The following is a 12,922-nucleotide window of genomic DNA, read 5'->3' as shown; positions in this document are numbered from 1 at the left end:
CTTCCTCCTTCTATTTATCCAAGTATCCGGTAACTTCAATCACCTGCTGTTCAGGGACGAGCTGATAATAAACATGCACGTTCTTTGCCATCAGGTTTTTAATCGCGGTGATCTCATCCGGATCACAGGCTACATTTTTGATAAACGGTGTTCTTTCTCCTCTAAGTCCCATTCCGCCGAGGTTAACGTCCTTAATCTCAAGACCCAGATCCGTCATGCGGTCATATGTAATGGGTGTTTTTGTGAGGATCATAACCCTCTCTCCTGCTTCCTTCGGATCTTTTTTAAGAACCTCCGCTCCTTTTTCGGTCCCGTATACATTTACCTTAACACCATTTGGAGCAAGGGCTTTGATGACCCGTTTGTTGAATTTGTCTGCCGCAACTTCGTCATCCACTACGATGATCCTGTTGACATTTAAGCTCGGAGTCCATACAGAGACAACTTCTCCATGAATCAGCCTGTCATCGACTCTGGCTAACACGACATTTTTCATTCCTCATCTACCTCCTCAAATAACTTTCTTACGTCTTTTACTGTTCCCGGCGCCGCTTCTATGAGCCCTGCGCAAATCTCTGCCGCATTTTTTCCCGCATAGCGCCCCATCATTACCTCTACCATTAATGGCAGGTTAATTCCCGTCACGTGATATATGTCATGATGCTCCATTAAAGAAACAATCGCATTGAACGGACTTCCGTGGAACAGATCAGATACGAACAGGATCTCTTCTCCATCTTCGGTTTGATCAATCTCCGCTTTCAGTTTTTCCGTTAAAGTTGCTACTGTCTGTTCGGGGAACAGCCCATATGCTACCAAATCCTCCTGTTCGCCCACGAGCATCTGGGTACTTTCCACCAGCCCTTTTGAATAGCTGCCGTGGGATACTGCAATGACCTTCATCTTTTTCCCTCCTTTTCATCTGGTCTTTGATGTAATTGAAGTATACCACGCCGCTTTCCGGGTTTTTCACAGACATTTGCACAATCATTGCCGCAGTTTCCGCCAGCATTTTGCATGATTAACTGCGCAATTTATTACGCAGAAGCTTCTTTCTTCCGGAATGGATTTTGCGGCATGATTCGTGCAATAACCGAAACAGTTACAGACTTTTTCCCTGTTATAATCGAATCAAGCTTAGTACGTACTGGTGAACGGTAAAAATGAAAAATTTCAGATTAGATAGGAGGAAGCGGCTTTTTTAACCCCGCCGCTATATGGAAATGAAAATTGTAAATGGATTTGACCTGATGAAATATGCAAAAGACCATCATTATATCCTGCCTGCATTTAACACGACAAACCTGGAAATGACTTATGCCATCGCCAAAGGATTGAACAAGGCAGGACTTCCCGGATATATTCAGATATCTTCTAATAACTTAAGACTCTCAAGCCCGGACACAATCACATATCTTGCGAAAGATGCCTTAAAGGACAGTGATGTGCCGGTGGGTCTTCACCTTGATCACGGAAAATCTTACGAACATGTGAAAGCATGTGTGGATGCAGGATTTACTTCTATTATGATCGATGCCTCTCATCTTCCGTTTGAAGAAAACATTCAGGAGGTGAAACGCGCAGTACAGTACTGCCACTTCTACGGAGTTCCTGTTGAGGCAGAATTGGGGACCCTCCAGGGGAAAGAGGAGGATATCGTAAACGAAGCAGACAGCAAAACGGATCCTTCCATGGTGGCAGATTTTGCCGAGAGAACCGGCTGTGATCTTTTGGCTGTATCCGTTGGAAATGTACACGGCCTGGATCTGACTCCAAAAGTCGATCTTCCGTTATTAGAAGAAATTTCAAAGGTTTCTCCCGTGCCGCTTGTTATGCATGGTGGTTCCGGGATTCCGTTTGAGACGATCCAGAAGGCAAGGAAATTTAACTTGTTGAAGGTAAATTACGGTTCTGATTTAAGAAAAGCTTTTATTTCTACCTTTGGAGAAGCGTATGAACAGAATCATAACGAAGTGAACGTCATCGGACTTAGCATTCAGTCCATAGAAAATGTCAGCAAAAAGGCGGCAGAGCTGGTGACCATTATCAATGAATAAATAGCATATAACGAACAGGGACACGATTGCTATAAAACTGGATCGTGTCCCTGTTTGCTAAAAACAGACCGGTCATTTTTTAAATTCCTGTGTCGTTTTAATTTATATGGACTTTCCAAATTCCGTTTCGCCGTGACCCTTCCCGGATTATAAACCCTTTGTCTATTAAATTTTTGATTGTTCTCTGCACCTTGCTTCTGGATAGTCCAAATTTTTCCTTTACCTCCATCTGAGTAACTCTCGGGTTTTTTTGAAGATATTTGCATAATTTCCGCTCTAAATCGGTCAATTCTGAAATTTTAGCTTCACTTTTAGCTTCACTTTTAGCTTCACTTTTAGCTTCACTTTTATAATTCAGATTTTTCAGCGTAACAGTAAACTCCACTCTGTCAGAAAAAAATTTGGGTTCCAGTCCTTCTTGAAAGTTTATCGCACTTTTATAAGCACTCGTTATTTTATTCAGTCCGCTTCCCTGTCGTTCCATATATCCTAATCGGTGAAACACATCTGCCAACACCGGATTTCTTCGTGTAGATGGTATTGTATCAATATTCCGATCCTGTACCCTCGTTCCATCAGGCATTCCTCCTGGAGAATAAATCATAAGACGGTCATCAAATATATCAATGTGAACCTCGCTTCCATTAATCAAATAATCTCTATGAATCAATGCATTAACCAATGCCTCAAAAACACTGCGTTCGCAATAATCCGGCATCTCGATTCTTGAGTTAAGAGTCTTTCTCCATAATATTTTCATATTTCTTTTGACAAAGCTGACTCCCTCATTAAGAAGGATAAGCAGACTGCCGCTGTATTCTGCACTATCCAAAGCATCAATCTGACCCCCACTTTTATCTAAACCATTCCATCTTGTACAAAAAATCCTGGAATGGCGGATCGGGCAATGATCCGAAAGCAGCACTCCCGCATTTGTCAGCTTTCCATTTGTTTCAACAAGTCCAAAAGAAGCAAAGCTTTTTTCTGATATACTGCTTCCATTCCATTCTTTATATCTCTCTCTGAATTTTGAAAAAGCATAATCCTGAAAATCATAATCTGAAATCAGTGAATCGTAAGAAGAGTTCCTGCCTAGAAGGACCAGCCTTTTTAGTTCGGTTGCATTTGCGGATATCGATTCGTTTCCAACTCTAATAAAAGCCTCAACCGTTCCGTCTCCTTTGTAATAATAAGGAGTTTCATTTCCTTTCAAAACGGTGACGGTTAAAATATATTTTTCATTTTCTGCCTCATGAAGTTCCACAATAATCTCAGGTATCGGATCAATCCTCTCTTTTATTTTCTGGCTTACAAATTCAGATGCCTCTTTTATATTATTGATACCCACGATCTCGTCACAGTCGGTAACACCAAATATTAAGACTCCTCCGTTTCCATTGGCAAATGAACTGATGCTTTTCAGCCAGCTCTTGGGTTTCCTCATTTCTACTGCCTGTTTTTTATCATATTCAGTTGACTCTCCTAACAATTTTTTAATATGCATTGACTAATACCTCCTTGGCTTTAATATTTCGTATGCGAGGGTTATTCTTATAATTATACCATATTTTTCTATTTTTTTATTATTCATTCTTTCCACTGCACAAAAATACCCATAATTTCTGCCCGCAGAAATTATGGGTATTCCTAAAATTAATTTAATCTAATCAGAAGCTTTCACTGCCCTCACGATCGCTTCTGCCATCTCCCTGATCCTGACAGCCGGGGAAGGGGCATTCAAAATCCCGGACGTTCCTCCCGTGCCATCAGCCCCAAGCCGTACCATGTTGTAACAATCCTCCGCCGTGCTGACTCCGGAGGCAACCACCACCAGTACATCAGGATTTACTTTTCGTACCTGATTAATTGCTTCCATTGTATAAGCATCGTCTGCTACCTGACCGGTTCCGATCAGATCCGTCGGTTCCGCCAGGACAACATCCGGGTTCATACACGCCACGGCTTTTGCTTCCGTGATGGTGTCCGCACATACGATAGAAGTCATATTAAGCTCGGCTGCACGCCGGATACATGCATGCAGGTCGGACAGCGTCTTAGGGTTTTCGGCATGGTTCAGAAATACTGCGTCTGCTCCTGCTTCCTTCAAAGACTCCGGAAGTACATGCCCCATTCCGCGTCCGGGTACCAGCGGGTCCATAGACTGTACGCAGACAATGATGTTTTCCGTATTTTCACGAATCATTCTCACATCTGCATACGGGCATGTGAAGATGATCTTAAGGCCGGTATCTTTAGCCGCCTGATCCGCGGCCTTCGCCAATTTAAGGCTCTCGTTTCCGTATAAATATGACTTTGGATTTACAATCAAAAACGGTGACTGCATGTTTCCCATATTCTCCTCCTTACTCTCCAATGACAACTATTTTACATTTTCTTTCTCTGGGACGCGTACGGTCAAAGTCTACAAAATAGACATATCCTGTAACACCGACTCCTAATTTTCCGTCCTCCACATCGAAGACTTCACTGGACCCGAGAATCGTAGATCTCAGATGGGCATCTCCGTTGAATAAAGCGGTCCTGTCTCCTCCCGGAAGCCAAAAATCTACATCCGGCCAGGTTTCCACTTCTTTGTAGTGTTCCTCTCCCGGATAATTGTACTGGTCCCCACTTATATGATCCGGAATGATCTTTGCCAGAGCATTGTTTAAGTCTTCCTGCAAAAATTCGTCTCCATCCTCATTATAATCGTGGACAAATTCCTCAAAAAATACGGAGCAGGTCGTATGCGGAGAAATGACCGCACAGAGACCGCTTTGAATCCCGCTTTCTTCAATCACCCTTTTTACTTCAGGAGTCACATCAATATAGGTGGGTGTTCCGCCGTGTGACTGCACTTTGATCGTATCTTTATATACTGCCATTCTTTTTTCCCTCCAAATCATTTTTTCTGGAATACTTTCAGCGCTTTTTTCACATCCTCTTTGACTGCCTCTGTAGCTGCCAGGGACATGGAATCATAAAACAGCGGTTTTGATTCATCTTCCCAGTATTCTTTTGAAGCCTTTCCTCCGGCCGTATTCATGTAAGTATAATAGTTTACCTTGCAGATACCATTTTCAATGGCCACCCTGTAATCTTCATCCGACACACCGGACCCTCCGTGCATCACGAGAGGCACTCCGGCCGCATCGCGGATTTCTGCAACCCGGGGAAGATCCAGTTTAGGCTCTGTCAGATACACTCCGTGGGTTGTTCCAAAAGCCACAGCCAGACAGTCCACACCAGTCTTCTCCACAAATTCCCCTGCAGCCTCAGGATCTGTATAAATGGAATCTAAATCTTCATAATCGTCTTTGCCGTCAGAGCCGGCACCTTCTCCCTGAACAACCTGAGAAGTAAAGATATGCCCTAACTCAGCTTCCACGCCGGCACCAACTGCATGGGCAATTTTAACGATCTCTGCTGTTTCCTTTACATTATCATCAAAACTTTTTGCGGAAGCGTCATACATGACGGAAGTAAATCCGAGATGCAGTGCCTGGACACAGCGTTCAAAGCTGCTTCCGTGATCCAGATGAAGCGCTACCGGCACTTTTGCCCGTTCAGCATAATATTTAAGAATTGGTCCGATCTCATGGAGATCGATCATTTCGTCATGGCTCTGGGCGTGCTGCAGAATCACCGGGCATTCCAGCTCCTCTGCCGCCTGAACAATCCCCCGGATGGCTTCCAGTGTGGTGCCGTTAAATGCGCCAACTGCTTTCTTTTCTATTTTGGCCTGATCAACTAATTCTTTTAATGAAACTAACATTTACATCCTCCCGTTTTTTTTAACCGTTCCCGTCCCTGGGTCCTTGCTTTTGAGACCAGAGAGTCCGGGTTGATCTGTGCATCCAGATCATAAAAGAATTCTTCCAGCTCCTTTTCATCAGAAAATTCGGAAATTCTTACCCAGTATCTTCCCCTCATGATCCCGCCGCCGTCAAAGGTCATATACATTTTTGTTCCTCCTGCCAGCGGCCTCATGCTGTACTTGCTGATCTGACTGATCTCATATGTATGGCTCCTCCCGTAGGCACAGAACTCTACGGTCTTCCCGCTGTCAATGCGGACTTCCGACGGATTGCTGAGTGACACAAATACATTAAAAACATTATAAAGACACAGTCCAAAGACCAGTAAATACAGCAGGTGATATCCTGCGGCCCAAAATTGATAAAGGCAGAACACTCCGATGGCCGCAGTAAAAATCCCGGGTGCCGTCATTTGTATAGAAAAATGAGATGGTTTATATACGTAGCTCTTCATCATTTTTACCTTTCTTTATGCGTCAGCATGTAATTCTTTTGCTTCTTTGATAATTCGTTTTCTGTTCATCAGAGCTAATCCAACTGCAACTGCTACCGCAATAATGAGTCCGACTGCTCCCACAGAATGTGCTTTTACAAGTACCCATGACAATGGGTTTGCCCCGTCACAGATAGAAGAAATCGTAGCGGCACCCTTAGGAATGGCAAAATTTACGGATTTTGCAACTGCAGTGATAGACGGCGCCAGGTTGGTAGAAATATAAAGTCCTCCAACGAGGCAGACGATTCCTGTGATCAGGGCCCGGAAGCCGTTTCCTCCTACCAGCGGCACGATCAGAACAAACATATATGGCAGTACAGATAAGTCAGTCATCGGAAGCACAGTATTTCCAGGAAGGATCACTGCCAAAAAGACTGCCAATGGAACCAGGATCAGGGATACCGTTAAACATACCGGATGCCCGACACCTACGGCTGAATCCAGTCCGATGTAAATTTTTCCTCTGTTCGCAAACTTAGAAGATACAAATTCCTGGGCCGCATCAGAAATCGGCATGAGGCCTTCCATTAACAATGCTGCCATTTTTGGAATCAATACCATGACAGCACCGAGGGTGACACCAATCTGCAGTACCGTCTGTACATTGTTTCCTGCCAGAGCTGCAATGATGATTCCCAAAAAAGTTCCAACCAGCATCGGTTCTCCGAATACACCAAAACGTTTCTGGAGCTTTTCAATATCGATGTTAATATTTTTCACTCCCGGAATAACGTCAATGATCTTGTCTACGACGATAGCAATCGGCACAAATGCCGCTGTAAATCCATGAGGGAGGGACACTCCCGGCATGCCCAGGGTTTCCTCTACTTTCGGCGCCGTGTAGTCACCGATTACCATGATGATCACCATATTTAAAATCGCTGCGATAATTCCATAAGCAAAATTTCCTGTCAGAACATAGATCAGAGAACCGGTAAAGGCAAAATGCCAGTAGTTCCATATATCCACGTCCAGGGTCTGTGTCGTGTTGGTCAGCAGCATGACAATATTAACGATCAGACCGATCGGAATAATGATCAGACCGATTGTCGTACCAAAAGCGATCGCTGATGCTGCCGGCCAGCCGATATCCACGGTGGAGAGGGCCAATCCAAATCTCTGAGCCATCTGCTGTACCGCGGGAGCCAGGTTTTCGCCCATCAGTCCTGTAACCAGATTCAATCCGATAAACCCGATACCTACCGTCAGGCCTCCACGAAGGGCCTTGCCAAATTTGGCACCTAAAACCACACCTATGATCGTTAAGATGATCGGCATCATGACACTGGCGCCGAGTGAGTTAATATAGCTGAATACATCAATAATTGCCTGCATAATAATCCTCCTTTTATCTGCCTGTTTTTACTTTTGCATCTCTTCCAAAATGGAAGCGTACAGTTTGTCCAGCCCTACCCCGGTCAGCAGGGGAAGTCCTGCCAGCACCGGACATTTGACATCACCGCTTACTAAAGTAGTAGAAACACAGAAATCAACATTTCCGGATTTCTCAACGACTTCAGAAACCTGACACTGTTCGATCTTGTATTTCCCCGCAAAACCGTGCTCATCCAGGTAAGCTGAAATTTTCTGGTTCGCAACCGTTGATGTAGCGACTCCTGATCCACATGCAATTAAGATTTTTTTCATGATATGTTCTCCTTTATATAATAAATATTAATAAGTTCATTTTTTATCTGTTAATCAATCAGATCACCCAGGACTTCATCGATCTTATCCACACTGCCTGATCTTAAAACTTTTAAAACCTCCTGATCCTGGCACGCCTCGATGAGTTTTTGGAGCAGCCCCAGCTGGTCTTCTTTTTTCTTGATCGCCAGCATAAACAAAAGAGATACGCTGGTTTTCTCACCCTCCATTCCCATGACGGAAAATTCTACTGGCTGATCGAGGACGCCCAGACAGATGGCCGGCTTTTTTACATATTCGGGATCTGTATGTGGGATCGCCACATTGATCTCTCCGGTTGGAAGTCCGGTCGGAAAATTCTCCTCCCGTTTGATGATGGCATCATGAAATCCTTCCGTTACATATCCCTCCTGAAACATGGCTTCAGCCATTTTTCCCAAAACTTCTTTATCATCTGAACCTGACAAAGAAACTGCAAGGTAATGTTTGTCTGTGTTACTGGTTATCATTTTCATTGTCTTTCTCCTCATTATATTTTGAATTTAATCGTTTGATCGTATTTAAAACGGCTTCTGCATCCGGCAGAGAATCTAATATTCTGCGGATCTGTTCATTCCCGAAAATCATCATCAGGTCATAGATTGCGCTGTTGATGCTTTTTGCGCTCTGAATGCTCATCCCGATCACATACCGCACCGGATCATTGTTTCCGCTGTGAAAATCAATCGGTTCTTTTAATCTCAGGATCGATGCCGCCTCCTCAATGACGCCCTGTTCCGCGCTTGCGTGCGGCAGCGCCGTTTCCGGACAGACGACAATATAAGGACCGTTTCTTTTGATATTCATAACCATTTCATCTACGTATCCAGGCTCCACTGCGCCTGTGGAATGCAGCAGATTCCCCGACTGACGGACCGCGTCTTCCCAATCTTTTGCCTCGTATCCCACCTGAATCCTCTGCTCATTCAGCAGATCATAGAACGCACCCTGAATATTGACATCCGGCGGACTTGTGATTTCCGGCTCCCGTTCTTTACTGTCTCCGCCGTCTCCCTCCCGTATTTCCAGTACCTTTCTCTGAATATCCAGGATATCGTCTTTCTCAAGCATAGGCGACCGCACTTCCACATATGGAATCTTCACATTATCTAACGGGATTGTTGAGATGATCATCTGGGTTCCGTTTTTCTCGATCTCCCTCATATTATGGAAAGAAGAGATACTGACGATCTCGATCATATCATCCAGCGTCTTCAGCTTCGCCAGCATAAATTGTGCCGTCCCTCTTCCGGTTGCACATACAAGAGCCACTTTTACTTTCCTGCTCTTTTCTGTCTCTGCCTTTTCTTTTTCCATCACCGAGGCAAAATACAGCACCATAAAAGACATTTCATCTTCCGAAAATTTCTGGCCCACATAATCTTCCAGTGAGCCGAGATGCTGTTTCACACTCTCAAAAATCTTCGGATAATCCTGCATGAGCGTATCCTTCAGCGGGTTTACCAGAACTTCACTGTTTTTCAGCCGGTGCACCGCGGACCGCATATGAGCCACCAGCAAATCATAAAGAGTAAAGTCCAGATAAAAGTCGATTCCAAAACAGCTGGAGATCTGATAGATGGTTTCCGCGATCATGACTCTGAGTTCCAGCGCATTAGTTTTCTGTGCATCGTCCTTTAAACAACTTTTTCCATTCAGACACTCCGTGTAGTAGAGGATTTCGACCTCACGCACATCCATCTGAAACATGTCTGAAATTTTCCCGAACAGCCCTCTGCTGAACGTGTATTTGGAGCCTTCTTTTAAATATTTCCATTCGTTGGTGAAATACCCCGGAAGAAAATGCTTCCGTACGATCCGGTTGGCTACAATCGTAAGCTCTGTCACAGCCTCAAAAAAAGAATAGTCGGCAAAAAATATCTGTGTCTCTTCCTCTTCTTCCAGGATGCAGTTTTTCATCTTCTCATAAATCTCCAGGCTGTCTGCCTCTTTTAACAGAAGATTCCAAAAAACACTCAGATCGTATCCGTTCTTATAGTAATTGTCATCGCCATTTACTTCCAGAAGCTTTAAGATGCCTTTCCGTACATCCAGCTCCGATGCCTCAATAATATATCCCCTCCTTACCTGGGATACCAGCGTCATTCCATTTTCTTTAAACCAGATTTTCAATTCCTGAAGATCCTGAAGCAGGGTATTGCGGCTGACCCCGATCTTTTCTTTCAGCTGGTCCACCGTCACATATCCGCTGGCATTCAGAAGGATCATTGCAAGAATGGTGGAACGTTCCTTTTTTGAAAGGTAATAAGTATAAAAGTCGTACTCCGATATAAATTTCTCATAGGCCCGGATATCCACTTTTTTATCTGTGTCAATCCACAGCTTTCCGTCAAGATCCGAGGCGATCACCGGCAGCTCATATGCTTCCAGATCTTTATTCAGCTCTTTTATATCTGCCCGTATCGTTCTCTCCTGTATATTATATTTCTCCTCTAATCCGGAAACGTCTGCATGAATACCGAGGATCAGATCCTTCAGAATCTTATTGCTTCTCCTGTTCATTTTTCTCCTCCTTGAGCTTAGTTCTATTCTAAATCCATTTGATTCAACAAAAAAGTCCAATCAGATGCAATAGAAAAACGTGAAATTGGGTTAATTTAAAAACTGCCGGACCTTCTCCCTATAACATAAAATCAGGGCAGAAATCCCAAAAAACGAATTTCTGCCCTGATTATATTAAACGATCTTAAATTGTCTCCGTACTGTTGATGCCTGTCTCCAGAGCCCCTTTTACCAGCCGGATAAAATTAGGATAAGACGGATCTTCCACCAGACGTTCCACCAGAGACTTATCGGCGAACATTTTGGAAAAATAGTCCCAAAGCTGAAATGCCTGCGGATTATTTTTTCCGATGTGCATCAGCATCACTAAGTGTACCTCATTTTTCTCTTCATCCCAAATGATAGGTTCTTTCGATACACACACTGCCACAAACGTATCGGATGAAACCGCATACATCGGATGAGGCACTGCGATCTGTTTGCTGAAAAAGGTACTGCCGATTTCTTCCCTCTGTAAAACCTGTAAATGAAGATTTTCTACCTGGAAATAAGCAGTGGATTTTTCGCAGAGCATACTGAGCACTTCTTCCTTATTCGAAGATTTCACGCTGGAAAACAGCTCCGGATGAAAAATATCTGCCACATCTTCTATATCCCTAAATCCATCAATATTCAGCTTAATATTCATATAATCATGCTGATTGGGGAATGTATCCACATACATTGCCAGCCCCTTCTCAAAAAATTCTTCTTTTTCTGTGGTCAGAAAGATATCATATTCGTCCAGCATGTCTTCCGTCACATCCATAGGATTGACGAAGTCTATAACAGAGACATACTCCGAGAACCATTTCAGCAGGGTCTGTTTCATCAAAAGCGTCATACTGTTTTTCAAAGCGGAGATCACGAGAATCCTTTTATTTCCCTGGCGACTGTTCAGCTCCAAAAGGCTGCTGTAAAAATGGACGGCCAGGAGCGCCACTTCATCTTCCGACACCCGCTTTCCATACTGCTGATGAAGCAGAAATGCAAAATAAGCTCCAATATCATATCCAAGCGGGAAGGTCTCCCGGATATAGTTGAGCATATCATTCTTTACCTGCATGTCATATTTGATCCGGATACTCAAAGACATACAGTGCAGTGCCAATGTGATCCGCAGATTTATGTTGTCAGTAAAATCCACTCCAAAGTTCCGCCGGATCTCTTCAAAAGCTTCAGAAATAAAATTATCCATCTCCTGGGTAATTGTATCTGAATCTCTGTTATTGCCCTGTCCCTTCAGGTATAGAGAAAAATACCGTATCTCCTCATCCGGCACTTTTATGAAAAATCTCCGGCTGATTTTTCCAAAGACTGCTTTGGCAATCTCGTACTCATTGCCCAGCTGTTCCGAAATATCCAGTTCGCCCGGCTGTATGTAAAATCCTTCGCCCATCCGGCAGATCATGATATTCAAAAACAGAATCGCATTGTTGAAGTCGGTGTCCATAATATGATACTTATAGTTCACAAAAATATCAGTCAGTATATTTTTAATCTTTGCCAGCTGTCTCTCATCAATATATACCATGCCCTGTTCATTTTTGATATGGGCCAGATAGAGGTCCTGTTCCGCCAGACATCGTCTCTTATTGATCTCATATCCGTCGATCATGACTTTATTGCTGCTTTTTAATAGTTCCAGCTGGAACTTTTCAAGGATTTCCTCTACTTTCTTCAAATCATTCTGCAGTGTGGATCTCGAAATATAAAACTTGTCTTCCAATTCCATAACAGATACGGCCCGGTGTCTGTTCAGGAGCAAAAGCAGTATCTTGCTGATGCGGCTTGTAGGGTAATTGAGAGATACCGTTGTGTACTGCTGGTACAGAGAATTCACGAATGCAGAAAATTCATCATAGTTTTTCACCTGGATACAGCTTCCCTTGGAAGCCTTGGAAACCAATTCCGCACACGTCTCATCCGCAAGTTCCTTCCGGATCACTTTCATGTCCCCCTGAACCGTCCGTAGGCTCACGTCCAGTTTCTTTGCAAAATGGGACGCTGTCAGGAACTCATCGGAGTGATTGCAGAATTCTAATAAAATTTCAATTTGTCGTTGATTAAACATTCAAATCCCTCTTTTGTGTTACTTTTATATCCGCTGGTCATATATATCATTATACCTTAACAGTATCCTATTCCGCAACTGATAATAAGCGGGTCTGCCGCAGGTAAAGCAGGATTGTATCAAAGACCATATACCATACCTGGGATTCTTGTATTTATATAATATATAATAAAGATCCGGGGAGACCGGATCTTTGGGTAAAAGAAAGATTGTTGAATTTAAGCAGAAT

13 protein-coding genes are annotated in these 12,922 nt (G+C 43.5%); 1 reads left to right on the top strand and 12 read right to left on the bottom strand.

What is annotated here, in order from left to right; all coding sequences use genetic code 11:
- Positions 1-10 precede the first annotated feature (10 nt).
- A complete protein-coding gene (locus QGT46_RS08705) occupies positions 11-496 on the bottom strand; it encodes a PTS sugar transporter subunit IIB (protein WP_148459456.1) in 486 nt (161 codons plus the stop codon).
- Positions 493-903, bottom strand: coding sequence for a PTS sugar transporter subunit IIA (locus tag QGT46_RS08700; RefSeq protein ID WP_148459457.1), 411 nt, complete (start codon positions 901-903; stop codon positions 493-495). The genes QGT46_RS08705 and QGT46_RS08700 overlap by 4 nt, the downstream gene beginning before the upstream one ends.
- 320 nt (positions 904-1,223) lie before the next feature.
- On the opposite strand from QGT46_RS08700, the gene QGT46_RS08695 reads away from it, so the two are divergent.
- A complete protein-coding gene (locus tag QGT46_RS08695; protein ID WP_148459458.1) occupies positions 1,224-2,057 on the top strand; it encodes a class II aldolase in 834 nt (277 codons plus the stop codon).
- Between the two features lie 97 nt (positions 2,058-2,154).
- Here QGT46_RS08695 and QGT46_RS08690 read toward each other — a convergent pair whose 3' ends face one another.
- From QGT46_RS08690 to QGT46_RS08645, 10 genes are all read right to left on the bottom strand, one after another.
- On the bottom strand, positions 2,155-3,501 hold the full coding sequence (locus QGT46_RS08690) for an ATP-binding protein (protein ID WP_420360579.1): 1,347 nt from the start codon (positions 3,499-3,501) through the stop codon (positions 2,155-2,157).
- Positions 3,502-3,720: 219 nt separating this feature from the next.
- Positions 3,721-4,410, bottom strand: a complete 690-nt coding sequence (locus QGT46_RS08685) for a triose-phosphate isomerase (protein WP_148459460.1) — start codon at positions 4,408-4,410, stop codon at positions 3,721-3,723.
- 10 nt (positions 4,411-4,420) lie between these two features.
- Complete coding sequence (locus QGT46_RS08680) at positions 4,421-4,942, bottom strand: YjbQ family protein (protein WP_148459461.1); 522 nt, start codon at positions 4,940-4,942, stop codon at positions 4,421-4,423.
- Between the two features lie 17 nt (positions 4,943-4,959).
- A complete protein-coding gene (locus tag QGT46_RS08675) occupies positions 4,960-5,832 on the bottom strand; it encodes a class II fructose-bisphosphate aldolase (protein WP_148459462.1) in 873 nt (290 codons plus the stop codon).
- Complete coding sequence (locus QGT46_RS08670) at positions 5,826-6,332, bottom strand: hypothetical protein (protein ID WP_148459463.1); 507 nt, start codon at positions 6,330-6,332, stop codon at positions 5,826-5,828. Before QGT46_RS08670 ends, QGT46_RS08675 begins: the two co-directional genes overlap by 7 nt.
- Before the next feature lie 12 nt (positions 6,333-6,344).
- A complete protein-coding gene (locus QGT46_RS08665; RefSeq protein ID WP_148459464.1) occupies positions 6,345-7,706 on the bottom strand; it encodes a PTS galactitol transporter subunit IIC in 1,362 nt (453 codons plus the stop codon).
- 27 nt (positions 7,707-7,733) lie between these two features.
- Positions 7,734-8,018 carry a PTS sugar transporter subunit IIB gene (locus QGT46_RS08660; protein ID WP_006566197.1) on the bottom strand — a complete coding sequence of 95 codons (285 nt, stop codon included), beginning with the start codon at positions 8,016-8,018 and terminating at the stop codon, positions 7,734-7,736.
- Between the two features lie 50 nt (positions 8,019-8,068).
- The gene (locus QGT46_RS08655) at positions 8,069-8,533 is read right to left on the bottom strand and encodes a PTS sugar transporter subunit IIA (protein WP_148459465.1); all 465 of its coding nucleotides are present in this window, start codon (positions 8,531-8,533) and stop codon (positions 8,069-8,071) included.
- Complete coding sequence (locus QGT46_RS08650; protein ID WP_148459466.1) at positions 8,514-10,580, bottom strand: BglG family transcription antiterminator; 2,067 nt, start codon at positions 10,578-10,580, stop codon at positions 8,514-8,516. Before QGT46_RS08650 ends, QGT46_RS08655 begins: the two co-directional genes overlap by 20 nt.
- A gap of 184 nt (positions 10,581-10,764) precedes the next feature.
- Positions 10,765-12,693, bottom strand: coding sequence for a BglG family transcription antiterminator (locus tag QGT46_RS08645; RefSeq protein WP_148459467.1), 1,929 nt, complete (start codon positions 12,691-12,693; stop codon positions 10,765-10,767).
- Positions 12,694-12,922: the final 229 nt, after the last annotated feature.

It is taken from the genome of Anaerostipes faecis (assembly GCF_910574135.1).
Classification (GTDB): Bacteria; Bacillota; Clostridia; order Lachnospirales; family Lachnospiraceae; genus Anaerostipes; species Anaerostipes hominis.
This window is presented reverse-complemented; position numbering and strand designations above follow the sequence as displayed.

Bases quoted from the DNA above. Each gene is read 5' to 3' on its own strand.
- QGT46_RS08695 (WP_148459458.1), top strand. From the start codon at position 1,224: ATGAAAATTGTAAATGGATTTGACCTGATGAAATATGCAAAAGACCAT.
- QGT46_RS08675 (WP_148459462.1), bottom strand. From the start codon at position 5,832: ATGTTAGTTTCATTAAAAGAATTAGTTGATCAGGCCAAAATAGAAAAG.
- QGT46_RS08680 (WP_148459461.1), bottom strand. From the start codon at position 4,942: ATGGCAGTATATAAAGATACGATCAAAGTGCAGTCACACGGCGGAACA.
- QGT46_RS08685 (WP_148459460.1), bottom strand. From the start codon at position 4,410: ATGGGAAACATGCAGTCACCGTTTTTGATTGTAAATCCAAAGTCATAT.
- QGT46_RS08670 (WP_148459463.1), bottom strand. From the start codon at position 6,332: ATGATGAAGAGCTACGTATATAAACCATCTCATTTTTCTATACAAATG.
- QGT46_RS08705 (WP_148459456.1), bottom strand. From the start codon at position 496: ATGAAAAATGTCGTGTTAGCCAGAGTCGATGACAGGCTGATTCATGGA.
- QGT46_RS08690 (WP_420360579.1), bottom strand. From the start codon at position 3,501: ATGAGGAAACCCAAGAGCTGGCTGAAAAGCATCAGTTCATTTGCCAAT.
- QGT46_RS08700 (WP_148459457.1), bottom strand. From the start codon at position 903: ATGAAGGTCATTGCAGTATCCCACGGCAGCTATTCAAAAGGGCTGGTG.
- QGT46_RS08650 (WP_148459466.1), bottom strand. From the start codon at position 10,580: ATGAACAGGAGAAGCAATAAGATTCTGAAGGATCTGATCCTCGGTATT.
- QGT46_RS08655 (WP_148459465.1), bottom strand. From the start codon at position 8,533: ATGAAAATGATAACCAGTAACACAGACAAACATTACCTTGCAGTTTCT.
- QGT46_RS08660 (WP_006566197.1), bottom strand. From the start codon at position 8,018: ATGAAAAAAATCTTAATTGCATGTGGATCAGGAGTCGCTACATCAACG.
- QGT46_RS08665 (WP_148459464.1), bottom strand. From the start codon at position 7,706: ATGCAGGCAATTATTGATGTATTCAGCTATATTAACTCACTCGGCGCC.
- QGT46_RS08645 (WP_148459467.1), bottom strand. From the start codon at position 12,693: ATGTTTAATCAACGACAAATTGAAATTTTATTAGAATTCTGCAATCAC.